The organism is Alkalihalobacillus bogoriensis ATCC BAA-922 (assembly GCF_000621445.1).
Classification (GTDB): domain Bacteria; phylum Bacillota; class Bacilli; order Bacillales; family Bacillaceae_F; genus Bacillus_AO; species Bacillus_AO bogoriense.
The window spans coordinates 367,957-392,397 of record NZ_JHYI01000006.1 but is presented as its reverse complement, the minus strand read 5'-3'; the positions used below and the strand labels follow the sequence as shown (position 1 = coordinate 392,397).

Here is a 24,441-nt window from a genome sequence, read left to right as displayed (position 1 = left end):
ACATTCCCTTCATATTTTCCTTGTAAAATAACAAGAAGATTAAATAAGGATGAGCAAATAGAGGCAGGAATTTTCTATGGGAACGAGAATTAGTTAGTTGAGAGGTGAAAAATATAATGAATTTAAAGGCACTATATTCGAACCGTACGAAAACAAATGAAAATGAGAAACCACAAACGTCCATTTCACAAATTATAAAAAAACTACAAAGTCAGGGCATTAATGCAGAAATCTGTAAAAGAATTCCTATGGCAGGGCAAAACAATTGTTAACGGATAACTAACAATTGTTTTTTTATCTTCTTATAAGAAAGGCAAATCTTGTTTTAGCAGTGAAGCCTTGAAAGAAAAGACGCTCCGCGTTTTTCTTATGGTAATGGTTGACATGAAGTTGTAATATGTATTTCGGGTGTTAAAATTGTCGATGGAGCAATGGGATTCCCGTTAGCAACCTCAATAAGTAAATCGCATAAAGTCGATGCGATTGTATCGAGTGGAACACCTACAATTGATAATGGAACATCTAAATCTTCTTTTTGAGGAATATTATCATAACTAATGATAGAAATGTCATCTGCAATATGCAAATCCATTTCATGAACCGCACGAAAAACCCCTCTAGCTAAATCTTGGCTTCCACTAATAAAAGCGGTAGGACGGTCAGCATTAATAATTGTTTTGGCTGCTAAATACCCGTCGTATTGGTCCAGACCTGTAATTGGTAGAAGTGAATATTCATAATTGTCAAGATTAGCTTCTGATATTGCTTCTTTAAACCCTGCTACTTTTTCTTCTTGAAATAAATCTTCTGAAGTTAAATTTCCAATGTAAGCTATTTTTTTATGGCCAATATTACGTAAATAAGACACGGCAGCTTTTATCGCAGCTTTTCGATTCACATCAACGGTCGGATATTGTTTTGTCGATCCTGCAATTCCATATGTTATTACAGGGACGTTTGTTTCAATGGAATCAATATAACTTGTCTCATCAAAGACTAATATTCCATCGACTTGAAAGCGACTAAATGTTTTAATCGCATCTTTCAGTGGGTTTATTGAAATTAACGTTGTATAGGCATGTTCTTCTAGTTTTTGATTTATAGCGGTAATTAAAGCTGAATGGGCGACTCTTTCAACTGTTGGCCAAACAATTCCAATTGTGTTTGATTTTTTAGATACTAAACTTCGTGCGGCTACATTTGGTTGATAGCCAAGTTCTGTCGCGATTTTTTTGATTTTTGCTTTTGTTTTTGGTTTTACGAGTGGGCTATCAAGAAGCGCTTTTGACACAGTAGAGTAACTCACACCAGCAGCTTTTGCTATATCTTTAATCGTAACGGACATAAGAACCGATTCCTCCTACTATTAAAATAAACAACGTTGTTACAGTGGATTATATCATAATTTGAGTCAAGAAAAACTGTATTCGCTAAGGAATACAGTTTTTTCGGTCATATGGTTACGGCGGTTTGTCATGACATGTCAATGTCTATTGAAAAACAATACATTTCATTGACGTTTTTTTTAGCATGATACATTGCTTTATCAGCTAGATTTAATAGCGAATCAACATCGTCCCCATCTTGGAAAGCAAGACTAATACCTGCACTCCCATTGATAGATATAGCAGTGTCCTGGTAATAGAATGGTTGCTTTATACTTGATAGGACAGTTTGAATGGTTGTTTCTATCATTACCCTATTTTTTTCACGTAGGATTATGGCAAATTCATCTCCTCCCATTCGGATTGGTATAGCATCATCTGGAATATTCTTTTTCAATTGGAAAGAAACATGCTTAAGTGCCGCATCCCCAGCTGCATGACCATAAGTGTCATTGATCCATTTAAACTTATCTAAATCAAGTAAAACGATTGCGATTATTTGATTAGGTTGAGGTTTGTCTTGTAAATAGGTGTTTATTTGTTTATGGAACAAAGCACGGTTTCCTAGACCCGTTAGCGGATCCTCGTATGCTTGCTTTTTCAATTGGTTTTCATAAAGTGTTTGGCTAGTTATATCTCGTAATACTAAATAAATATAGCTTTCACCATCAAAATCAATATAACTTGAACTTGCTTGAACGATGATATCTAGGCCATCTTTATTGTTAATTGTAAATGGAACTTGGAATGGCAAATTTTGAAAAAAAGCGTTGTTAAGAAATTGAGACAATAATTTTCTTCCCTCTGGTTTTAAAAGAGTAGAAAAAGGTTGTTGAAGGATGTCCACTTTCTCTCTACCTACCATGTTCAAAAAAGCTGAGTTTGCTTCTTCTATCTTTCCCCTTTTATTTATAAATACGATTCCATCTGAACTCATTTGAAAAAGCAGTTCAAACCGTTGTGAAGCTGTAGTGAGAAAATCAAATTTTACCATCGCATAGCGAATCGTTATGGCCCAAATAATCGAACTATAGCTAGAAAGGGAAAGTAGAGAAACTCCTAATTGTACTCCGATATAAATAATAAGGCCCGTTATCAATAAATAAATAGTTGTTAGAAGTGTCCCCTTATAAATGACGGCAAGCCTTTTTTGAAAAGTAAAACTGTAATGTTGTGCTTTTGACTTTTTTACTCCTAACACTAACAAAACCATATTCCATGCGAGTGTATTAATACCTGTTATGAGAATGATAATTAACAAAGCTGGGCTTGATAACTCTGTTCGAAAGCCATTATTATTTTCGTGAATATTGACGGTATATTCAGTTGGAAAGAGTAGCATTAAAAAGATTCCAAGTAAAGGCGCTAAAAAGACAAAGTGAAACAACCAATGTAGTGAAATTTTACTAACTTTTTTAAAAAAGTAAATAGATAATATCATAGCTAAAAAAGCTGGAATATATTTAAAATAGACGATAAATACTTCTGCATCCTCTATAGAAAGCAGTGCGATATGATAGTCTGCTAGGAAAATAAAGCTAAAAAGTAACAATAACAAAGAGGTTAAACGGTGAAACGAGTTGTATGGAGAGCGAAGGAACACTTCAGCTGCCATCGCAAATAAAAAAAGAAAGGGAATAAAGCTCATAAAAAAATGTGATTGCATTATTACTGCTCCCTATGTATATTTAGTATTAATCATTTTACTATAAAACTATAAAAGTGAATAGTCTAAAAGACTTACAATATTTATAGAAAAATAGTATTATTAGGTATTTATTGTAATTTTAGTAACCTATAATAATTAGAATTGAATTAGAAACTAGTAATATGTATAATGAATAAGTAGTAAAAAAAGATTATATTTCATAATGAAAATTAATTTGTATCTTCTTGATCATTGTTTAAAGTTTTAAATAGAAACTAAATGATGAAGTTTTATAGTGTAGAAGGAGAGAAGGAGAACAGTCATGGATAAATCGTCAATTATCGGAATTATATTAGGGGTATTAGCAATCGTATTAGGAATGGTTTTTAAAGGAACTAGTTTAATGGTGTTAGTGAATCCAGCAGCCATTATGATTATTGGTGTTGGAACTGTAGCTTCTTTATTAATTGCTTTTCCAATGTCTGAAATAAAAAAAGTACCTAAACTATTTAAAATATTATTTACTGAAAAAAAGCAAGCAACACCACAAGACTTAATTCAACAATTAGTTGAGTTAGGAACGGTTTCCCGTCAAGAAGGAATGCTAGCACTTGAATCAAAAGTGAAAGAAATTGAAAATTCGTTTATGAAACAAGCGATTCGCATGATTTCTGATGGGATGGACCCTGATTTTATCCGCAATGCGTTAAGTGAGAAAATTGAGTCGATGCGGCAACGTCATAGTTCAGGAGCACAAATTTTTACACAAGCAGGGACATATGCACCGACATTGGGGGTACTAGGAGCGGTATTAGGGTTAATTGCTGCCCTAGGGAATATGGACGATACGGAAGCATTAGGACATGCGATTGCAGCGGCATTCGTGGCGACATTGTTTGGGATCTTTTGTGGTTACGTGCTTTGGCATCCATTTGCAAATAAGTTAAAGCAAAAATCAAAACGTGAGGCATTTGAAAAGTATTTGATTATTGAAGGAGCAATTTTAATTATTGATGGAGTGTCACCAAGACAAATCGAAGAAACGTTAAGCATGTATTTAGAAGAAGGTGCACAAGAAAAATTATTGCAAGGAAGTGAAGCATAGATGGCTTCCAAACATAAGAAAGGACATGATGAGGAACATGTAGATGAGTCATGGCTTATCCCTTACGCTGACATGTTGACGTTATTATTAGCTCTTTTTGTTATTTTGTTTGCGATTAGCCAAGTAGATGCTCAAAAATATGAGGAAATAAAAGTCGTTTTGTCAGATGCACTAGGTGGAACAGGGAGTATGGAAGGTTTAGGTGACTTTGAAGAAGGCCTTGGTGGCGGTGAGGGGACAGCTCCAGAGCAACAGACTGAAGAAGAACAAGAACAAGAAGTCCAAAATACAGCTACAGTTTGGGATGACTTAGAGTTGCTGAAAGAAAGACTCGATTCCTATATTAACGAAGAAAATTTAAATGAGCAGCTTTCAACAGAAATCACACCGGATGGATTAATGATTATCATTCATGATGAAATTATGTTTGCTCCAGGTGTAGCCGTTTTAAAACCGACGGCGAAAAAAGTGGTGGTTTCGTTAGCTGATATTTTAGCACAAGACCCACCGTTGCATATTCGTATATCAGGGCATACGGATAACGTCCCAATTAATAATGCTTCGTTTCAATCAAATTGGGATTTAAGTGCTGTTCGTGCTTTAAATGTGATGAATATCTTTCTAGAAAATGACAACATTAAACCGAAGCAATTAAGTATAGCTGGATATGGAGAGTATCAACCTATTGCTACAAATGATACTCCAGAAGGTAGAGAGAAAAACCGTCGTGTCGAAGTGCTTGTATTACCAAAAACAGAGGAATAAAAACGAGTAGGTTTCTGCTATGGTCGCCATTCATAGCAGAAACTTTTTGTTTGTTTTATTTTGGATAAAATCAATTGACCGAGAGTAATCAACTCGGTATAATTACAAATGATAATCATTATCAGTTTTTGAAGGTAAGATAGTATATAAATTTTGGTATAGCAGTGAGGCTTTGAAAGCTTATTCTAGAAGAGCGAAGGCTGCGCACCTGCGCGTTTCACCCCAAGAAGAGCACTTGGAGTTCACTGTCAAAAGCGGCAGGGCTCCGCACTTCGCTTGAAACGAAAAGCCGCTCCGCACTTTTCTTCTATTACAACAAAAGGATTGAACGTTGAATGACGAAATATAAACAAAAAGAACAGTTGCGTGAAAGAAAATTAAAATCTCGTCCTCTAGTCGCATCCTTGATCTTAGTTGTAGGATGTGTGGCGCTTTTATTTGGAATTGCGACTTCAATTTCTTTAGGAGCAGCAGATATCGATTTAAAAACTGTGTGGGACGGTATTTTTCATTTCAATCCCGAATTAATGTCCCATCAAATTATACAAGAACTCAGAATTCCCCGTGCTCTTGCTGCTGCTTTTGTAGGTGCATTTTTAGCAGTGTCTGGTGCAATTATGCAAGGGATGACGAGAAATCCATTAGCAGAACCATCCATTATGGGAATTACAGCAGGTTCCGCTTTTATGATTGCGATTGCATTTGCTTTTTACCCAAGTACCTCATCTGTTGGTTTAATGATTTGGTCTTTTGCTGGAGCTGGAATAGGTGCCTCCCTTGTTTTTCTAATTGGGATGTTTTCAAAAGGGGGCTTAACCCCTGTGAAAATGGCGTTAGCTGGAACTGCTGTTGCGGCGATGCTTACATCTTTTTCAACAGCCATTGCGATCCATTTTCATGTCGCGCAAGATATTAGTTTTTGGTATGCAGGTGGGGTAGTGGGAACTCAATGGTTTAGCATTCATATTATCATTCCTGTTGCCGTTATCGGGTTATTGCTAGCGTTTGCTATATCACCTTCTATTACCGTATTAAGTCTAGGAGAAGATGTGGCAAAAGGATTAGGACAACGGACAGTCGTGGTAAAAATTGTCGGGACGATTGTTGTGCTACTTTTAACAGGAGCAGCTGTATCAATAGCCGGAACAATAGGATTTATTGGTCTAGTTATTCCTCATATTACGCGTTTTTTAGTCGGTGTCGACTATCGGTGGATCATTCCTTGCTCTGCTTTACTAGGAGCGCTCTTACTCGTTTTAGCGGATATCGGAGCGCGGTTGGTGAACCCTCCTTTTGAAACACCGGTCGGGGCAATTACTGCTCTGATTGGTGTTCCCTTTTTCCTTTATCTCGCACGCCGAGAAGGGAGAGGATTTTAATGAAACAAAAAAAACCGTTATTCATAATGACTGTCATTGCGCTTCTCATAGTCGTTACATTTTTTATTAGTTTAAATCTTGGTGTAATTCGAATAGCTCCATTCGATGTCATAAAAACATTGTTTGGTAATGGAACAGAAAGAGATGCACTAGTTTTGATGGAGTTTCGTCTCCCGCGTATGGTCATTGCGTTATTGATAGGAGCAGGGTTAGCTGTTTCAGGTGCGATTTTACAAGGGGTATCTCAAAATGGGTTAGCCGATCCAGGGATATTAGGAATTAACGCCGGTGCAGGACTTGCGGTTGTTTTATTTATATTTTTCTTTCAAGGTACACATACGGCGCTAGGACTTTCATCTATCTTTGTGATGCCTTTTTCAGCATTAGTTGGTGGATGTTTAGCTGCTTTTCTAATTTATGTGTTAGCTTGGAAAAAAGGCGTGACACCAATCCGGTTAATTTTAGTTGGAATTGGAGTAAATGCGGCGTTTGGGGCTGCTTTAATTGTCTTTCAGTTAAAAATGAACCCAAGAGATTTTATGCAAGCGACAGTATGGTTATCAGGAAGTATTTGGGGTACGAACTGGAAATTTGTCCTTGCGATATTGCCATGGATCCTTATTTTTATTCCATTTGCGATGTTTAAAGCACGTTATTTAAATATATTAAATTTAGGAGATTCAGTTGCGATTGGATTAGGTGCCGCTGTAGAAAAAGAACGAAGAAAGCTATTGTTTATTAGTGTGGCGTTAGCCGGGTCATGTGTCGCAGCAGGTGGGGGAATTGCTTTTCTTGGTTTAGTCGCTCCACATTTAGCAAGGAGACTAGTAGGACCAAAACATGAGGTATTACTTCCGGCCTCAGCTTTAATGGGGGCTTTGTTACTATTAGTTGCTGATACAATCGGGCGAAATCTTTTAGCCCCATCTGAAATTCCAGTTGGGCTTGTTGTTTCCGCTATAGGAGCACCGTATTTTATTTATTTACTGATGAAAACAAATTAATGCTAAGGGAGATTGAGGTATGGGAATGTTAATGACAGAGCAATTAGGAATTTCTTACGGTGAAATCGAGATTGTAAAAGACTTAAATCTAACTATACCAAAAGGTCAAGTGACAACGATTATTGGTCCGAATGGTTGTGGAAAGTCTACGATTTTAAAAACAATGTCCCGTATTTTAGAACCGAAAAGAGGCGCTGTTTATTTAGATGGGAAAGCCATTCATAAAACACCGACAAAAGAAATTGCACAAAAGATGGCGATCCTTCCACAAACACCTGAAGCTCCTAGTGGCTTAACGGTTTCTGAACTTGTCGCGTATGGTCGTTTCCCTCACCAGCGAGGATTTGGCCGATTGAATAAAGAAGACAAGGATATTATTGAATGGGCGCTTCACGAAACAGGGATGATTGAGTTTTCAGATCGACCGATAGAAGCCCTTTCTGGTGGACAACGACAACGGGTATGGATTGCGATGGCGTTAGCCCAAGAAACAGAACTATTATTATTAGATGAGCCTACGACATATTTAGATTTAGCACATCAGCTTGAAGTTCTTCAATTATTAGAGCGATTAAATCAACAACAAAACCGTACCGTTGTTATGGTTATACATGATTTAAATCATGCTGCTAGGTTTGCACACTATATGGTCGCATTAAATAAAGGGAAGATAATGAAAGAAGGGTCACCAGAAGAGGTAATGACAGCAGAGGTATTAAAAGAAGTATTTACGATTGATGCGGAAATTGTAAAGGACCCAAGAACAGGAAAACCAGTTTGTTTGACATACAATTTAATTGAGCAAAAAACAAATGAAAATAGTAAAGAGACATTAGCCGCTGCTTATGCGTAAGGAGGATCTTATGGAAATCGAACAATTATCACCAGTAGCCGAAGTTGTGAAAGGAAGAAGAACGATCCGTGAATTTAAACGTGATCGAGTCCCTCTTGAGCTCGTGAAACAACTGTTACAATTAGCTGCTTTTGCACCAACCCATGGGATGAGAGAACCATGGCGGGTTATTCTATTCGTCGATAAAGGAGTTCGTACTTTTGCAAAAGCGATTATTGAAGAAACATATTCACCGGAAGAACGAGAAAAAAAGGGAAGTAAAATGTATGACTATTACACAAATATCCCTATGCACCTTGTCGTTGTCATGAAACAAGACCCAAGGCAAAAAAAGTGGGAAGAAGACTTTTCGGCAACATCAGCCTTTATTCAAAACTTTCAACTATTAGCATGGGAACAGGAGATTGGGGTTGTTTGGAAAACAAATCAATACAATTTTGACCCGAAATTTCACGAAGCGATTGGTGTACTCCCTGGTGAAAAAATCATCGGAACATTGCATATAGGCTATTTTGACGAAGTGCCTAGACCAAAACAAAGAACGAGTATTGAGGAAAAACTAACGATTATGGATTCTGAAAAACATTAAATAAGGTGGGAGATATATGGGAGACTTTGAAAATCTATTTTATCGATTTATAACGATAAAAGAGTTTAATTGTCTCGCATTAGCAGATGAAACAATTCAGTTTGCACATTGTAGTTTTGCTTTATTTTCAAGTGGAAAGGGAATCGTTCAACGGGGGACAAAAACATTGGAGGTAAAAACAGGGGATGGTTTGTTTTTATCTCCAAATGAAACGATAGAGATTAGTTGTGTCGATACTCTCCATCTTTACATACTAGAGTTTGATACGATTTCCCGAGCAGAACAGGTGGAAAAAGGAATAAGCAAAGCAAGGATTGTTAAAGTGAATTATTTGGCGACGGTTGTTTCTTTATGTGAACAATTAACTAAAATACAATCGGAGATACGGTACCCTTCTACTTATTTTAAAGAACAATCATTGTTTTTTGAATTGATGTACAGAATCGTAAGTGAAGGGGAAACAGAAGCGAATATCATGACGAAAACGCTTCAAGTGACAATTGATTATATGGAAGCAAACTATATGAATGACATTAAAGTAAATGAACTACCTGCAATGGCAGGCTTAACACCGAGTTCATATTGTCGCTCAATAAAAAAAAGAACAGGCTATAGTCCTAGTTTATTGCTAGCGAATATAAGAGTAAAGCATGCAAAAGAACGATTAGAAAAACAGTCAACATCATTAAAAGATATTGCTCAAAGTGTTGGATTTCAGGACGAGCTTTATTTTAGTCGTGTCTTTAAAAAAATTGAAGGCGTATCTCCGACGATCTATAAAAAAAGAAATCAAAAACGTATTGCCGTTGTCAGTCATTTGTTTCTTCAGGATCATTTATTAGCTTTAGGGATTATCCCTGTTGCCGCACCGAGTTTTCCTAGTTACTATCAAACGGTTTCTGGTTTTCCGACTTATTTGCATCAGCAATTAAAAGGAACAGCACCGTTAAATCTAGAACGAGAACTTATTTTAGAAGATGTAATAAAAACAGAGCCGAATATGATTATCCATATGAACTTACAACACCACCAAAAACGAGTGATACAATGGAATCAAGCCGATAGTGACCATGTATTTTTGGATTGGTTTTCTTCGTGGACGGATTATCAAACAAAAATCGCTAAGCTCGTGAACAAGGAAAATGAAGCCGAAGCAATTATGACAAAAATGGATACGTTAGAAAAACAAGCAAAAGATTCATTAAAAGATGTAACAAGAAAAGGAACATGGGCAGTGATTCGAATTATTGCAGGTGATGTCCGTTTATACGGTATTGATGGCCATGCCCTAACCGAATTGTTTTATCATAAGCTTGGTTTTCTACCAGCTAATGGATTATCGCATCAGAGCTATATTAGTCACGCATTAGAACAATTAGTGATGATAAACCCAGACCGAATTTTAATCATATGGAGTAGTCAACAAGACGTAAACATGGTAAAAAAACAACCGCTTTGGCAACAAATAAAAGCTGTAAAAGAACAACAAGTATATTGGCCAAAAAGTGAAGAATGGGATCCTTGGGGACCAATTGGAAGAAATAAATGCATCTCTGAATTTGTTGATTATTTCAAAGAGACAATGGTGTCCATGTAATTCAGACAATAGAGTCTATAGTAATTAAAGAGGCTATTTTTTATAATAAGACAATGATAATGATTATCATATTCATTGTCTTATTATTTTAAGTGGAGGGTCATAAATGAAAAAGGTTCTTGTATTACTATTGTTATTATTGAGTATCGTCCTCGTAAGTAGTGCGTGCTCAAATTCTGCAAATACTGGTGAAACAGAAGAAAAAGAACCAGTCGCGGCAGAAGAAACACCTCAAGAGGAGCCAGAAGAGCAACCAGAGGAAGAAGTAGAAGAAACTGAGCGTGTAGTCGAACATATGAAGGGTGAGACGGCTGTACCAGCTAATCCTGAGCGAGTGATTGTTATCTCTCACGTATCATGGGAAGGTTCGTTGTTATCAGTTGGGGTAAAACCAATTGCCGCTATGACATTTGATGATGAATTTGCGCCTCATTTAGCGGACAAGCTTGAAGGAGTAGAACCAATTCCGTTTGATAATGAAGTAAACTTAGAGAAACTTCTTGAGTTAGAACCAGATTTGTTAATTGTAAGTGACCGATTTGACCAAGTGTATGATGAACTATCTAAGATTGCTCCAACGATTATGATTGAAGTTGGTGGAGACTGGAAAGAAGATCACTTAAAAACAACAGAAGCAGTTGGAAAACTAGAAGAAGGCCAAAAAGTAATTGAAGAGTTAGATGAGAAAGCAGCGGAAGCAAGCCAAAAGCTTCAAGAAGCGCTTGGAGAAAAGACAGTTATGGCATTATCGATTAATAAAGAGGATATCCGTGTGTTTGGACGTACAGACCATGCGATGAACAACTTGTTATATGATGACTTAAAGTTAAACCCATACGATGGAATACCTGAAGGATTTGGTGAAAATATTTCATTAGAAGGACTTACGGTGTTTGACCCAGATTATATGCTTGATATTTCTTACTTTAGAGATACGGATTATTTCAGTTCTGTCATGGACAGTGAAGTTTGGAATAACTTGACCGCTGTAAAAAATGACAATGTTTACACATTGCAAAACAACTGGGGATTCTGGGATCCAATTGAAAGAGCAAACGGAATGGATGAAATTGTAGAGCTGTTTGTTAAATAATAAATGGAAAACAAGCTGTCGAGATTGAATTCGACAGCTTGTTTTTTCTAGCCGGTGGTGTTTTTGGGATAGGTCAAACGGACATCAGTTCCGTTAATCATCGAAAGAATAGGCTTTTTACATTTCGTTCGGACAGAGGTTCGGTTATTCGTCCAAACCAACGACGAACACACCTCAATATTTGCATATAGCGGAACAGATGTCCGTTAACATTTAAAAAATGAGACTTCCTAGTAAAATAGCGGAACACATGTCCGATACGAGTAGGGACCTGTTAGTTGTTTGAAAGAACGTCAAGAACTAAGTCTAGTTTGTTAATTTCAGCATACGGTTTGTCGTCTGTTCCTCTTTGATGCCCACGGTGGTTATACCAAAGGGCTTTCCAGCCTAATTGAGAAGAGGGAACAATGTCATTTGTCCAATTATCGCCAACATATACGAGGTCTTCATGGTCTATCTTTAATGTTTGCGCTGCATGTAAAAAGATTTGTTTATTTGGCTTTGCGACTCCAACTTCATCAGAGATAAAAATGAACTCTCGCTTTACATAAGGAAGTATTCCTAATGTTTCTATTTTCGCAAATTGATGTGGACCTGGACCATTTGTGAGCACGCCAACTTCATAGTTTAATGATTGGAGGGCAGAAAGAAGCGGTCGGAGTTCAGGAAACGGTTCGATATTTGCTTGGTTTCTTTCATAATGTTGTTGAAAAAGCAGAGCTTGTTCTTTTGTCATTCCTAATTGAAAGTCTTCAAACGCTCGTCGCACTCGTTCGATTCTCAACTCTTCTAGTGTCAATCTTCCTTTTCCATAGTCATCCCATAACAAGTCACTATAATAGCGTGAGCGAATATAAAGGGGTTGTATTAAAGATAGTGGAACAGATGTCATCCCAACTGAAAAAAGGGCATCAGCAAATGGTTGTTGCTGATCATACATTGTGTCATCAACATCAAAAAGAATCGCTTTGTTCAAGGGAACGTTCCTCACTTTCCATATCATTTAAAAACTTCAGGATCGTATAGCGCTTTCGAATATGATGGGCTTCTTTTAGGCTTGTTTGAAGAAGTGCCTCATCAATACCAAGGGATTGAAGGGTAGCTTTATTTCCGATAAGTTGTAAATTCTCTTGGATCGATTCCACAGGTGGCAAGGATTCTAGCAATTGGATGATTTCTTCTTTATGTGTTGATAGTTTCTCGTAAATATTAGAGTTTATGCCATAAGATAAATGGAGATCGTTTTTCAAAAACTTGAGCATGCTTGTTTGATAAAGGTCTAAAATGATTTGTGTAGACACGGCTACTTTTGCTCCATGTAATACTTGGCGTTTATTCTGTTTTATAAATTCCATTTCCCAGTAATGAGAAAGATGGTGTTCGGCACCAGACGCTGGATGAGATTGTCCGAACAGTAACATTGCACTTCCTGATTGAAGCAAAGCCTCCATTAACGTTCGAATCCCTTTTTCTGTTCGGTTTGCAATCTCCTTAGTATTAGCAAGACAACCTTCAAGTGCTTCTTTAGTCATTGTAGCTACAGTAGGACAATATGGTTCGTCTGCAATAAGATGACCGAATTTCCAATCGACTAAAGACGTTAATTTTGCGAGCATGTCACCATATCCAGCACAAATGAGATCAGTCGGGCTATTCATCAAAACAGACATATGTCCAAATAAAGCGATTGGTCCGTGAGTTTGATAAGTTTTCTTTTCTCCTCGTTTTATTAAAGGAGCCCCCATCGAATTAAAGCCATCAACAGAAGGGGCAGTTGGAATAGAAATAAACGGTTTATCCATTTTATAACTGATAACCCTTGTAATATCATGAATGGTTCCAGAGCCAACGGCAAGAAATACGTCTGTCTTTTTGTCTGCTTCAATAAAAACGTCTGTCATTGAAGTTGCATCAGCAGCGACATCTCCAAGTTCGTTTGGTTGAATCGTACATATTGTCACGTTGAATGTCGGATTCCTTGAAAGTAATGTATGTAATTCTTGTCCAGCAATGTCATATGTGTTGTGGTCACAAACAAGGAAAATATGATGAAATGATTTTTCCTCAAGAAAGGCTGCACACAAATGAAAAGCGTCATAAGAGAGCGAGAGGGCTTCCATCTGAACAGGATAATGAGGAAGCCCACAAGAACAATCTTGTACAGATAATTCATTTGTTGAAAATGAGCTCATATAAAAACCTCCTAAAATGAGTAGGATAAAAAACTACTTTTATCTTATCATGAAAATAACAATAAAAATGAAAATAACATTATCATTTATTGTTATTTATTATTGTTTGTTGTTGTGATAAAGTGGAAAAGTAAAGTGAAAAAGTAGGAGATAAAAGGATGTTAGGACCGAATCGAAGAAAACAGATTGTTCAACTACTTAGAGAAAGAAAGCAAATTATCGTAAAAGAAATCGCCGTTGAACTGCGTAGTTCTGAAGGAACAATTAGAAATGATTTGAAAGTGTTAGAAAAAGAAGGATTTCTTGTACGGACACACGGAGGAGCTGTCCTTCCACCACAATATGAGGAAGCATTTTCATTTCAAAATCGGACGGAAGAACAATTAGAAGAGAAACAACAAATAGCGAAAATGGCTTTTTCTCAATTAAAAGGAGCCAATTGCATTATTATCGACGCAAGCTCGACAGGATATGAGTTAGCTAAATTACTTCTCCATGTAAGTCATTTAACAGTCATTACGAATGGTTTAGCTACCGCTCAATTGTTAGCGAGTAATCCGAATATTAATGTCATTGTGATTGGTGGGATGGTGAGACCTAATAGTGTTGAAATGGAAGGTTTATTAGGAAAAACGATTTTAGCACAACTCCATGCGGAGCTTCTTTTTATTTCTGCACATGGCATTTCACTGGACCATGGAGTGACGGACTTTAGCATACAGGAGGCAGAATTAAAAAAATTGATGGTTCAAAACGCGGATAAAGTCATTGTCTTAATGGACCATACAAAACATGGAAGGAAATCATTAGTGACGTCTATACAACTAGAGGAAGTAGACGTAGTAGTGACAACTTCGAAAATTGATCCGATGTTTAAAATGAAATTAGAAGACAAAGGAATCGAAATAATAACAAACTAATGTTTGTAATCAAGCAAAAACAAACTATACTATGTATATATCGCTTATGGTAGGAGATGAAGATTATGGTACAAGTTATTAAAAAAGAGTTTGGTCAGCTTAATGGTCAAAAAGTAACAGCGTATATATTGAAAAATAACAATATGGAAGTCACTTGTATTGATTATGGTTGCATTATTACAAGTGTTAAAACCCCTGATAAAGACGGAAATGTCGAAGAGGTTGTATTAGGGTTTGATTCGATTGATGAATATGTACAGCATTCACCGTATTTCGGATCGATTGTTGGTCGAGTAGCAGGAAGAATCAAAGAAGCAGCATTCGAATTAAATGGAAACACCTATCACTTACCAAAAAATGATGGGAACAATCATTTACATGGTGGGGGCAAATGGGATAAGCTCATTTGGGATGGAAGTGTGCTTGAAAATGAACAATACCCAACCGTACAATTTACATATACAAGTCCGGCTGGAGAAGAAGGGTATCCTGGAACTGTAACAGTAAAGGTAACCTATTCATTAACGAATGATAATGAACTCATCATTTCGTATCATGCAGTAACGGACGAAGATACAATTATCAATTTGACGAATCATAGTTATTTTAATTTAAGTGGAAATGCAAAACAGGATATCCTTCAGCACGAGTTAACAATGGATAGCGATTATTATTTAGAATTAACAAATGAACTGTTGCCAACAGGAAAGATTGCACCTGTCGATGGAACAACATTTGATTTCCGTTCAGGAAGAAAAATTGAAACGGGTGTTCGTTCTGAAAGTGAACAGCATCTCCTAGCTGGAAAAGGCTATGATCATCCATTTCAATTATCTAAAACAAAAAAAGCAGAAATTCAACTTGTTGAAGAGCAGAGTGGTAGAGTATTAACAATGACAACGGATGAACCATTTGTCGTGTTATATACAGGAAGTCAAATAAGTGACGACTTTACAATTCGTGGAGTGCAGGCAAGAAAATATCTTGGTCTTTGTTTAGAAACACAAGGAGCACCAGATGCGATCCATCATCCATCACTCCCGTCAATTGTATTAGAAAAAGGGAAAACTTATGAACGCAAAACCGTGTATGCGTTTCATACGAAATAAAACGAGCCATTAGGCGTAATAGCTAAGCTAATAATGTAAATGAATGTTACATTGTAGCTAGGCTTTCCCTCTCCTTTTTTGTTCGTAATAAGGAAAGGGAAAGCCTAGTTTTAGTAGCGCTGTATGGATAGAGGTGAACGAGTTGGAAACAAAATACAATAAAGTAAAACAAGATATAAAATCAAAAATATTAGACGGAACCTATTTGCCAAATCAAAAAATAAATTCAGAAAATGAACTCATGAAGCAGTTTAATGTAAGCCGACATACGATTCGTATCGCCATTGGGGAATTAGTCAATGAAGGATGGTTATATCGTGAACAAGGAGCCGGAACGTTTTGTGCAGAGCGAACAGCGGAAGTGAGTACTAGCCATCCGACAATTGCCATTGTCACGACTTATATTTCTGATTATATATTTCCATCGATCATTAGAGGAGCAGAATCGTTTTTACGTGACCGAGAATATCAAATTAGTTTGTATAGCACAAATAATGATTATTTGAATGAAAGAAAAGTGTTGGAAACGATTATTTCGCAAAACATTAGTGGGGTTATTATTGAACCAACGAAAAGCGCGTTTTCAAATCCGAATATTAATTATTTTTTTAATTTAGAACGTTTACATATCCCATATATCATGATTAATGCCTATTATGATGAGCTTGAACCGCTACGCCTCATTATGAATGACGAAAAAGGTGGATATCTTCAAACTGAGCATTTACTAAAATTAGGCCATACAAAAATTGTAGGTTTCTTTAAAACAGATGATATTCAAGGAATAAAACGCATGAAAGGCTATGTGAAAGCCCACCGTGAATACGGCGTGCCAATTGATCCGAAAAACATCATTCATTATTATAGTGAAGAAAAAAATGATAAACCACTTACTGAATTGAGAAAACTAGTAAAAGAAAAGGAAAGTCTTCCAACCGCGCTTGTTTGTTATAATGATGAATTAGCATTGAAAGTATTAGATGTGTTAAGAGAGCATTCGATTCGTGTCCCTGATGATATGTCTATTGTTGGTTATGATGATTCTTTTTTAGCGACAGCATCTGAGGTGAAATTGACATCGATTAAACACCCGCAAATGGAAATGGGTGAAAGTGCTGCAAGTATGATGACTACGATTCTTGATGAAAAATTAGGTAACCGTAAAAAAGATAAAAATCGAACACCTGTTGAGTCTATTCTTTATGAACCAGAACTCATCGTGCGTCAATCAACAAAATCCCGATGATTTTAAATCATCGGGATTTGTTATTAGTAAAGCTTTATCAATAGAGATTCGTGAGCTTGTAATGAATAAGAAAAGAAATCAGTCATTTCACCTAAATCTTGTTGTTCCCAAACATTTCGCACAAGTTTAGGAGAGGTATAGCCTACTTGTTGTAAAGAAAAGGATAAAGTCTCGGTTTGTTCCCCGATATTAAACAATGCCACATATGTATGCCCATCATAGTCATTGGCTGTCCAAATCCGTTTGTTTCCGTTTTTATAAAGCAAACGATTGCTGTGACTTGCTTTATGTAAGGAGAGCACTTCTTTATTTGTCAACAATGAAAGGGTCCAGTCGTCATTGTCACGAAGTTCGCCACCAAACATAAGTGGAGAGCGAAAAATCGACCATAATGTCATCATTGTTCGTTGTTCTGCTTTGGTAAACCGTGTCCATCTGTCAGCACCGCCGCCATCAACGGATCGAATTCCGATATGGCCAAGTGGAAGCATATCACAATCAGGCCAATTTCCAGGCGAAACAAATTTTTCCCATTCTTCACATCGATCAAACATGTTAAGTAATAGTGGCCATTGGTCCCAGAAGTCATCCGTCATTCGCCACATATTTGCATTGTCTCCTAATTCCTTTGCATACTGTATAGGAGCAGGACCAGGAGAAAGGCTTAAAACGATATCTCTGCCACATTGGTCAATCGCATTGCGAATAAGTTTGATTTCCTCTAGATGTGTATCGTAAAGTTTTGATGCTGCGATATCATCGACTTTCACAAAATCAACTTCCCACTCCGCATAAAGATTAAATAAAGAATTATAGTACGCTTGTGCACCTTCTTTTGTAACATCTATACCGTACATATCCGTATTCCAAGGGCAAATTGAGTTCGGGTGGGCGATATCGCGTGCTGTTATTGTAGTACCTAAAATTGCTCTGTTTTCATGAACAGCTTGTCTTGGGATTCCACGCATAATATGAATGCCAAATTTTAACCCAAGAGCGTGAATTTTATCTGCTAATGGTTTAAAGCCTTTTCCAGAATGTGAGGAAGGGAATCGATTAACAGCAGGCTGTAATCTAGAATATTCGTCCATTTCTAGCGGTGCAAAGGCATTATAAATAGATGAACGAGCGGTAGGTTCATACCATTGAATATCAACAACGACATATTCCCATCCAAACGGTAATAAGTGAGTTTTTAAATATTCTGCGTTCCCAATCACTTCTTCCTCTGTCACGCTTGCTCCATAGCAATCCCAACTGTTCCACCCCATTGGCGGTGTTGGTGCAAACTGCTTATGTTTCATTTTTTTTACCTCCTCCGATTCATTGTTTCCTAGATAAATGGTTGACATGGTAAAAAGTAAATTCTATCATTGTTAATATAAATAATTAATATTTATATATATATTAATTATAAAAGAAAGAGTAAAGAAAAGAAATAGGGGATCGAGTTGTACAAAAAGAAAGTAGAAAACACGAGGGGGAGAAGCAATGAAAAAAAGCAAAGTGTGGCTTCTAATTGGTTTTAGCGTATTATTGCTAGGTGTCATTGGGGGAATAGTTCTAGGAGGACAATCAGCAAGTTCAATAGAATACCCAGAACCTCCAGATGAAGCATTAAAAGAAAAAGTGAATGCGAACATTATTCATAACGAAAATAAATGGACGACAAATAATACACATGATGGAGAGATTATTAAAGTGGACGATACGTATTATGTGTTTTCAACGGACTATAAAGTCGCTGGTGAACCAACGCCAGGAATTATGGTACGGAAGTCCACAGATTTAATTCATTGGGAATTTATCGGTAGAGTATTTGAGAGTGTTCCAGAAGAGGCACGAGAATGGACGAATGGAGCATCAATATTTTGGGCTCCAGACGTAGTTGAAATGGACGGAACTTTCTATTTATATTATTCTGTTTCCGAGTTTGGAACGAAAAACTCCTATATTGGTTTAGCGACAAGTGAATCAATTGAAGGCCCTTGGCAAGATGAAGGAGAAGTGTTTAAAACAACAATAAGTGATGATTATAAAGTCAACGCGATTGACCCAGGAATTATATTTGATCGTGACGAAAATCCTTGGATGGTTTTTGGTTCGTACCAAGGTGGCATTTTTATTACAGAACTAGACCGCAATACTGGGAAGTTAAAACAACCTGGTGATGAAGGGACACTGATTGCCAACCGTGGAAGTCAAGATCATCAAGCGTTAGAAGGACCAGCTATTATCTTTAATGAAGATACCGATATGTTTTATTTAACAGTTTCATATGGCTGGTTAGAAGATACGTATAATGTTAGAGTCGGAAGATCAACTGATATTACAGGACCTTACACCGATTATAATGGCAATGATTTAGTGGATATTCAGACGAATACGGGTTCACCTGATGTCGGTACGAAAATCGTTGGTCCGTATATGTTTGACAATGATTCGGGATGGCAAGGAACGGGTCATAATGGTTTGTTAAAAGATGGAGACGATTATTTCCTTATTCATAATGCAAGAGCAGGTCATGATATATTTTGGTCTCATCTTCATGTAAGAAAAATGGTTTGGACAGAAGATGGCTGGCCAGTAGTTTCACCACAAAGATATGCTGGGGAAGTTGAGCAGCCAATATCTGAGAAAGACGTTGTGGGGGAATGGGAGAAGATTGTAGTTGACCGACTGTTTGATGATATGAGAAGTTCAAGAGCATTAACACTTCATAAAAATGGTAAAGTAAATGATACGGACGGGGAAGATTATTGGGAGCTTTCTGGAGATAACACGATAACGATTTACGAATCAATCGGAAATGGTGAATTTATGACAACATCTGCGATTGTGTTACCGGCGTGGGATTGGGAAAATTGGAATGAAACGATTGTATTCACAGGACTTGATGATACAGGAACAGCAATTTGGGGGAAAAAGGTAGAATAATAAGGTGTTCGTTTCATTGTTTGTTATGTATTGGACATTTAATTTTAGTCTGATAGCGGATAATATGTCAGAAAGGGAGAGGATTCAATGTGTTGGCATAGGCTTCCCGGTGCAAGGGGACACACGATCCGCTATTGTAAGAATAAGTAACGTTTTTTGAAAGTTAACGGTCAACTGTTCCGCTAAATCAGCAAAATGAGAGGAAACTTTGCCGTTTTTAGGGCTAATAACGGAACAGATGTCCGATAAAAAATGAAAAAGTGGTGCTTTCTGTTAAATAGCGGAATACAAGTCCGATAGCTATAAACGCCAAATAAAATAAAAGCGACTCATGTTATTCTGAGTCGCTTTTGTTTTCGTTATAGGCTTCAAACTGTTGTTCCATTTTTTTGAATGATGTTAATGATGACGACATGACAATAAAAGCGAGGATACTCCCAGATAGAAACGGCAATGCCCCCGGAAATGATAACAATAAATAAATAAGAATAAACGTAGTAAGCACGTAAGCTATGGTGCGGAAAGGTTGAAATAATCCTATTGTCAGAGCCATCTTTAAATAGTGAAAAAGAGGCAATTGAAAATGAACAAAAATAGGAAAGAAATGAATGACAACAACAATATATAAAAACGATAGTATGACAATGCCTATTAAAAGAATGAAGCTAAGAGTAGTATCCAATGTGATAAGAAAACTAAAGTTTACGTATAAGATAAGTGCTATCAGAAGTAAAATGAGTCCTAATCCATTTAGTTTTAGAAAGTCTTTTTTATAATAAGAGAAAAACTGAGGAAATAATGGTTTATCCCGTTCTCCTAATAACCACTTGCGCATGACTGCAAACATTGCAGCTGTTGCTGGCATGAAGCCGAAAATTACTCCTCCTAATACTGAAAATAAAATCCATAGAAGGTTTATATACGTAAATCTTACAAACCAAGAAAAAACGACGAGTAGTTTGCTAGACCATCCTGTGCCTGTTTCCACAATGTTTCCCCCTTTTTTTACAATAAGAAAGTATAAAAATTTTGGTGTAGCAGTGGAACTTTGAAATCTTATTCTATGACTTTCATTCTATATCATAACATGAAATACAATAGATTAACATTTATATTAAGTATAAGTTTAGATTGATAAGGTTTAAGACAACAACATTCTAACGGTATTATTGTAATCGAAATTTTCTGGAAATAAAAAGGTATATTTGCTACACTTAGTTTGTGGGATGTCTGAACAAAGTGGATTTTTGTAAGCGATTGCAAGCTTTGTTTTTTTCATTTTCTTAAAAGATAAGGGGGAATGAAAACATGTTAAATCAAGTTGTAATAGTAGATGATGAGTACTTTGTAAGAAAAGGGATTATAACACTTGTGAATTGGGAAGAATGCGGTTTTCAAATTTGTGCAGAAGCAACTGATGGAGAAGATGCGCTTAACGTCATTAAGAAGGTAAAACCAGACTTAGTTATAACCGATATTCGTATGCCTGTACTAGATGGCTTGGAATTAATTGATCTCGTGAAGCAACAAGAAACAGTAACAAAATTCATCATATTAAGTGGTCACAATGAGTTTTCTTATGCACAAAAAGCAGTTCGGTATGGCGTACATGATTTTCTTTTAAAGCCAATCGATAAAACGGAGCTAGAAACGACATTGAAGAAATTGTCACTCGCTCTTGAGGAAGAAAGGAAAGTGAAAGAATACGAGCAAGAAGTAGTGTTAGAGACATTATGGGGACATTTGTTGTCAGGAACTGTATGTCAACTCCATTTGGAACAAGCAAATGTAACATACTTACGTTGCGCTACAAAATTTGCTTATATGATTGTTGAAATAAATGACATGGCATATAACCCAATGGAACGGTCAAGCAATGAATTAAAGAAAAGTTTACTTAGACTAACGGTTTCAACGATTATAACGAAAGGGACTGTTTGTATGAAAGAACATGAAGGAAATCGGATCGGGTTCATTCTTACGGATTATGGTGGTCACAGCATAACGACGCTGGCAAAAAAAATACAAGAAAAAATACAACTTCAAGTTCAGAAATGTATTACAGTATATGTTGGCGTTGTAGTTGACCATATAAACCAATTTTCGAGCTCGTATGAATCAGCTTTAAGAAGTTTGCAATACAAATATGTGTCACCAACAAATGAACCGATATTTTATGAGAAAGTAAAAGATAGACGGGTAACTAGTATTGAAATGGAGGACCATTTCATGAACGCACTTTTAGAATGTATTGAAGAAAACAATAATCTTTTAATTCGAGAAAAAATAAATAACATCTTTCATGAATTTGAAACAAATCTTTATTCACCAGAAGCGGTGAGAGTTGCTCTAATTCGCTGCAAAAACAAAGCAATAAAAACGATTAGAGGGATGGGCGGAACGAGTGAAGATTTACAAACAATGGAATCCCTTGAAAATGTAAATTATTGTTCTTTTACTTTACTACAAATAAAAGAGGTCTTTTCTCATTTTGTATTTGAAGTGACTACATATATAGGAGAATTAAGAAAGGAAAATGGGAAAAGCGAGATAAACAAAATAAAAAGCTATATTGATCGAAACTTTCACAAAAGTATTAGTTTGAAAAGCATTGCCACTACGTTTTATATGAACCCTGTTTATATGGGGCAACTTTTTAAAAAGACGTACGGTGTATATTTTAAAGACTATCTTTTAAGTCTGCGGATTCAGGAATCTAAAAAATTATTAAGACAAACTAATTTACGAGTATATGAAATTGCTGAAAAAGTAGGATTTAAAAGTGCAGACTATTTTGTGACTCAATTTGAAAAATTAGAGAAAGTAACTCCTACCGAATATCGTAAATCACTTAACAAATAGTGGGGTTTATATTAATGAAAATATATAGTTTCCATAATGTCCTACTCAAACATAAGCTACTGCTTATTTATTTCCTATGCGTTTTCATACCTATTCTACTAACAAATATTGTTTTTTATCATGTCACAATCAATCATGTAAAAAAACAAAAAATGCATGATCTAACATTGGCATTTCAGCAAATCGAAGCTGATTTTATTCATACAGTTGACGAGGCTATTGGTGTTTCCACAACAATTTATACGGATAGTATCCTCCACCAGTTTCTTGAAAAGGAATATGAATCACCAATTGAATATATAAACGATTACGAAACGATTTTTAGAAACTTTAATAAATACAGTCCGGTTTATTCTTCAATTCAACAAATCACATTTTACACGGATAATGAGACGATGTTGTTTGCTGGTGGCATTGAAGAAATTATAAAGGATGAAGAAACAAGGCCCTTTTTCAAAGAATTGTTCTCAGTAAACGAACCATATCCTACGTTAAAAAGGGATGGTACTACAAATACGTTTAGTGTCGTTAGAGAGTTAAATTACTTTCAACAAAATGAAAGAGAAAAATATGTGAAAATTGATTTGAACTTTGAGATGATTCAACATGCAATGGAAAATGCAACGTTTCAGGGGGAGCTTTACTTACTAAGTGATAGACAACAAATTGAATACAGTACGAACCAAAGTAGCACATATAAGCAGTTACATCATTTGCTTTACAACAATGACCGAAATAAGGAGACAATCATATTTGAGCGAGAATTTGATTTGAACTATTTATCTAATTGGAAACTAGTAGGGATTGTTTCAGAGAAAGCGATAATAGAAGAAGTTCAACATTCTCGTAAGTTCATTTTATATTTAGTAGCGATTAACTTTTTTGTTCCTTCTTTTATTATTATGTGGATCTCAAGTTCGTTGCATACTCGTATATTACGGATATTGCGTCATATGAAACGGATGAAAAATCAAAATTTTGAGCTAATTCCAGGTGTTGAATATCAAGATGAAATAGGTCAATTAACAACGGAATTTAATAGAATGTCAAAAAAAATCAATGACCTTATTAACGATGTATATATCGCAAATATTCAAAAGAAGGACCTTGAACTAAAGAGAAAACAAGCACAGCTTAGTGCGTTACAAAGTCAAATCAATCCGCATTTCCTATTTAATGCTTTAGAAACAATAAGAATGAGGAGCTTATTAAAACAGGAAGAAGAGACAGCGAATATTATTCAGAATATGGCTAAACTACTCCGTAACTCTATTTCCAACGGGAAAGATTGGGTGACAGTAAACGAAGAATTAATAATTGTGAAGAGTTTTCTGGAAATTCAACAGTATCGTTTTGGAGAAAAATTATCCTATCAAATCTCGATTGATGATGAATGTAAAGATTGGCAAATTCCATATATGTCGATCATTCCGTTTGTTGAAAATGCTAGTATTCATGGAATTGAGCCTAAAAGAGAAAAGGGTACAATTCAGATTGTAATTAAAAAGAAGAAACATGGGATAGTATGTACAATTGAAGATGATGGGGTTGGGATGGAAAGCGGTCAACTTGAACATTTAGTAGATTCGTTGAAAAGGAAAGAAGAGATGACAGATAACATCGGAGTAAAAAATGTATATTACCGATTACAACTATTATATGGGGAAAGATTTGGTTTTAACATGTTAAGTTCATTAGATAAAGGAACAAAGGTCGAAATTTATTTTCGGAATAGGAATGAAACATAAAGGCTAAGG

The 24,441-nt window shown here is 36.1% G+C and carries 21 protein-coding genes; 15 read left to right on the top strand and 6 right to left on the bottom strand.

The window, feature by feature from the left end; all coding sequences use genetic code 11:
* Positions 1 to 116: 116 nt before the first annotated feature.
* Complete coding sequence (locus tag T323_RS28660) at positions 117 to 272, top strand: hypothetical protein (RefSeq protein ID WP_156942364.1); 156 nt, start codon at positions 117 to 119, stop codon at positions 270 to 272.
* Between the two features lie 95 nt (positions 273 to 367).
* Here the strand turns inward: T323_RS28660 and T323_RS0101855 are convergent, their stop codons facing one another.
* Positions 368 to 1,345 carry a LacI family DNA-binding transcriptional regulator gene (locus tag T323_RS0101855; protein ID WP_026671770.1) on the bottom strand — a complete coding sequence of 326 codons (978 nt, stop codon included), beginning with the start codon at positions 1,343 to 1,345 and terminating at the stop codon, positions 368 to 370.
* Positions 1,346 to 1,473: 128 nt separating this feature from the next.
* Positions 1,474 to 3,051: a sensor domain-containing diguanylate cyclase gene (locus tag T323_RS0101850; RefSeq protein WP_026671769.1), complete on the bottom strand. Its 1,578-nt coding sequence runs from the start codon at positions 3,049 to 3,051 to the stop codon at positions 1,474 to 1,476.
* A gap of 304 nt (positions 3,052 to 3,355) precedes the next feature.
* Here T323_RS0101850 and motA point away from each other — a divergent pair, with 304 nt between their 5' ends.
* From motA to T323_RS0101810, 8 genes are all read left to right on the top strand, one after another.
* Positions 3,356 to 4,138 (top strand): flagellar motor stator protein MotA, encoded by a 783-nt coding sequence (gene motA, locus T323_RS0101845; protein ID WP_026671768.1) that lies wholly within the window; start codon positions 3,356 to 3,358, stop codon positions 4,136 to 4,138.
* A complete protein-coding gene (locus T323_RS0101840; protein WP_026671767.1) occupies positions 4,139 to 4,903 on the top strand; it encodes an OmpA family protein in 765 nt (254 codons plus the stop codon).
* Positions 4,904 to 5,238: 335 nt separating this feature from the next.
* Entirely contained in the window at positions 5,239 to 6,282 is a 1,044-nt protein-coding gene (locus tag T323_RS0101835; protein WP_026671766.1) for a FecCD family ABC transporter permease, read from the top strand.
* Positions 6,276 to 7,286: a FecCD family ABC transporter permease gene (locus T323_RS0101830; protein ID WP_026671765.1), complete on the top strand. Its 1,011-nt coding sequence runs from the start codon at positions 6,276 to 6,278 to the stop codon at positions 7,284 to 7,286. Before T323_RS0101835 ends, T323_RS0101830 begins: the two co-directional genes overlap by 7 nt.
* A 19-nt stretch (positions 7,287 to 7,305) precedes the next feature.
* Positions 7,306 to 8,139 (top strand): ABC transporter ATP-binding protein, encoded by an 834-nt coding sequence (locus T323_RS0101825; RefSeq protein WP_026671764.1) that lies wholly within the window; start codon positions 7,306 to 7,308, stop codon positions 8,137 to 8,139.
* A gap of 10 nt (positions 8,140 to 8,149) precedes the next feature.
* Entirely contained in the window at positions 8,150 to 8,728 is a 579-nt protein-coding gene (locus T323_RS0101820; RefSeq protein ID WP_026671763.1) for a nitroreductase family protein, read from the top strand.
* Positions 8,729 to 8,744: 16 nt separating this feature from the next.
* Positions 8,745 to 10,325: a helix-turn-helix domain-containing protein gene (locus T323_RS25670; RefSeq protein ID WP_051556299.1), complete on the top strand. Its 1,581-nt coding sequence runs from the start codon at positions 8,745 to 8,747 to the stop codon at positions 10,323 to 10,325.
* A 106-nt stretch (positions 10,326 to 10,431) separates the two neighbouring features.
* The gene (locus T323_RS0101810) at positions 10,432 to 11,418 is read left to right on the top strand and encodes an ABC transporter substrate-binding protein (RefSeq protein WP_026671762.1); all 987 of its coding nucleotides are present in this window, start codon (positions 10,432 to 10,434) and stop codon (positions 11,416 to 11,418) included.
* Between the two features lie 274 nt (positions 11,419 to 11,692).
* On the opposite strand, the gene T323_RS25665 is transcribed toward T323_RS0101810, so the two are convergent.
* A complete protein-coding gene (locus T323_RS25665; RefSeq protein ID WP_051556298.1) occupies positions 11,693 to 12,394 on the bottom strand; it encodes an HAD family hydrolase in 702 nt (233 codons plus the stop codon).
* Positions 12,372 to 13,610: a sn-glycerol-1-phosphate dehydrogenase gene (locus tag T323_RS25660; RefSeq protein WP_035177251.1), complete on the bottom strand. Its 1,239-nt coding sequence runs from the start codon at positions 13,608 to 13,610 to the stop codon at positions 12,372 to 12,374. The genes T323_RS25665 and T323_RS25660 overlap by 23 nt, the downstream gene beginning before the upstream one ends.
* Positions 13,611 to 13,768: 158 nt before the next feature.
* Here T323_RS25660 and T323_RS0101795 point away from each other — a divergent pair, with 158 nt between their 5' ends.
* The 3 genes from T323_RS0101795 (at position 13,769) to T323_RS0101785 (ending at position 16,885) form a co-directional block, all read left to right on the top strand.
* Positions 13,769 to 14,530 carry a DeoR/GlpR family DNA-binding transcription regulator gene (locus T323_RS0101795; protein WP_026671761.1) on the top strand — a complete coding sequence of 254 codons (762 nt, stop codon included), beginning with the start codon at positions 13,769 to 13,771 and terminating at the stop codon, positions 14,528 to 14,530.
* A 65-nt stretch (positions 14,531 to 14,595) separates the two neighbouring features.
* Entirely contained in the window at positions 14,596 to 15,639 is a 1,044-nt protein-coding gene (locus T323_RS0101790; RefSeq protein ID WP_026671760.1) for an aldose epimerase family protein, read from the top strand.
* Positions 15,640 to 15,781: 142 nt separating this feature from the next.
* The gene (locus T323_RS0101785; protein ID WP_026671759.1) at positions 15,782 to 16,885 is read left to right on the top strand and encodes a GntR family transcriptional regulator; all 1,104 of its coding nucleotides are present in this window, start codon (positions 15,782 to 15,784) and stop codon (positions 16,883 to 16,885) included.
* Positions 16,886 to 16,908: 23 nt separating this feature from the next.
* On the opposite strand, the gene T323_RS0101780 is transcribed toward T323_RS0101785, so the two are convergent.
* Positions 16,909 to 18,189 carry a glycoside hydrolase family 27 protein gene (locus tag T323_RS0101780; RefSeq protein WP_026671758.1) on the bottom strand — a complete coding sequence of 427 codons (1,281 nt, stop codon included), beginning with the start codon at positions 18,187 to 18,189 and terminating at the stop codon, positions 16,909 to 16,911.
* A 187-nt stretch (positions 18,190 to 18,376) separates the two neighbouring features.
* Between T323_RS0101780 and T323_RS0101775 the strand changes: the two genes are divergently transcribed.
* A complete protein-coding gene (locus tag T323_RS0101775) occupies positions 18,377 to 19,822 on the top strand; it encodes an arabinan endo-1,5-alpha-L-arabinosidase (protein ID WP_035177248.1) in 1,446 nt (481 codons plus the stop codon).
* 334 nt (positions 19,823 to 20,156) lie between these two features.
* Here T323_RS0101775 and T323_RS25655 read toward each other — a convergent pair whose 3' ends face one another.
* Positions 20,157 to 20,810, bottom strand: coding sequence for a YesL family protein (locus tag T323_RS25655; RefSeq protein ID WP_051556297.1), 654 nt, complete (start codon positions 20,808 to 20,810; stop codon positions 20,157 to 20,159).
* Positions 20,811 to 21,130: 320 nt separating this feature from the next.
* Between T323_RS25655 and T323_RS0101765 the strand changes: the two genes are divergently transcribed.
* A complete protein-coding gene (locus tag T323_RS0101765; RefSeq protein ID WP_035177244.1) occupies positions 21,131 to 22,684 on the top strand; it encodes a response regulator transcription factor in 1,554 nt (517 codons plus the stop codon).
* A 14-nt stretch (positions 22,685 to 22,698) separates the two neighbouring features.
* A complete protein-coding gene (locus tag T323_RS0101760; protein WP_035177242.1) occupies positions 22,699 to 24,432 on the top strand; it encodes a sensor histidine kinase in 1,734 nt (577 codons plus the stop codon).
* The last annotated feature ends 9 nt before the right edge of the window (positions 24,433 to 24,441 follow it).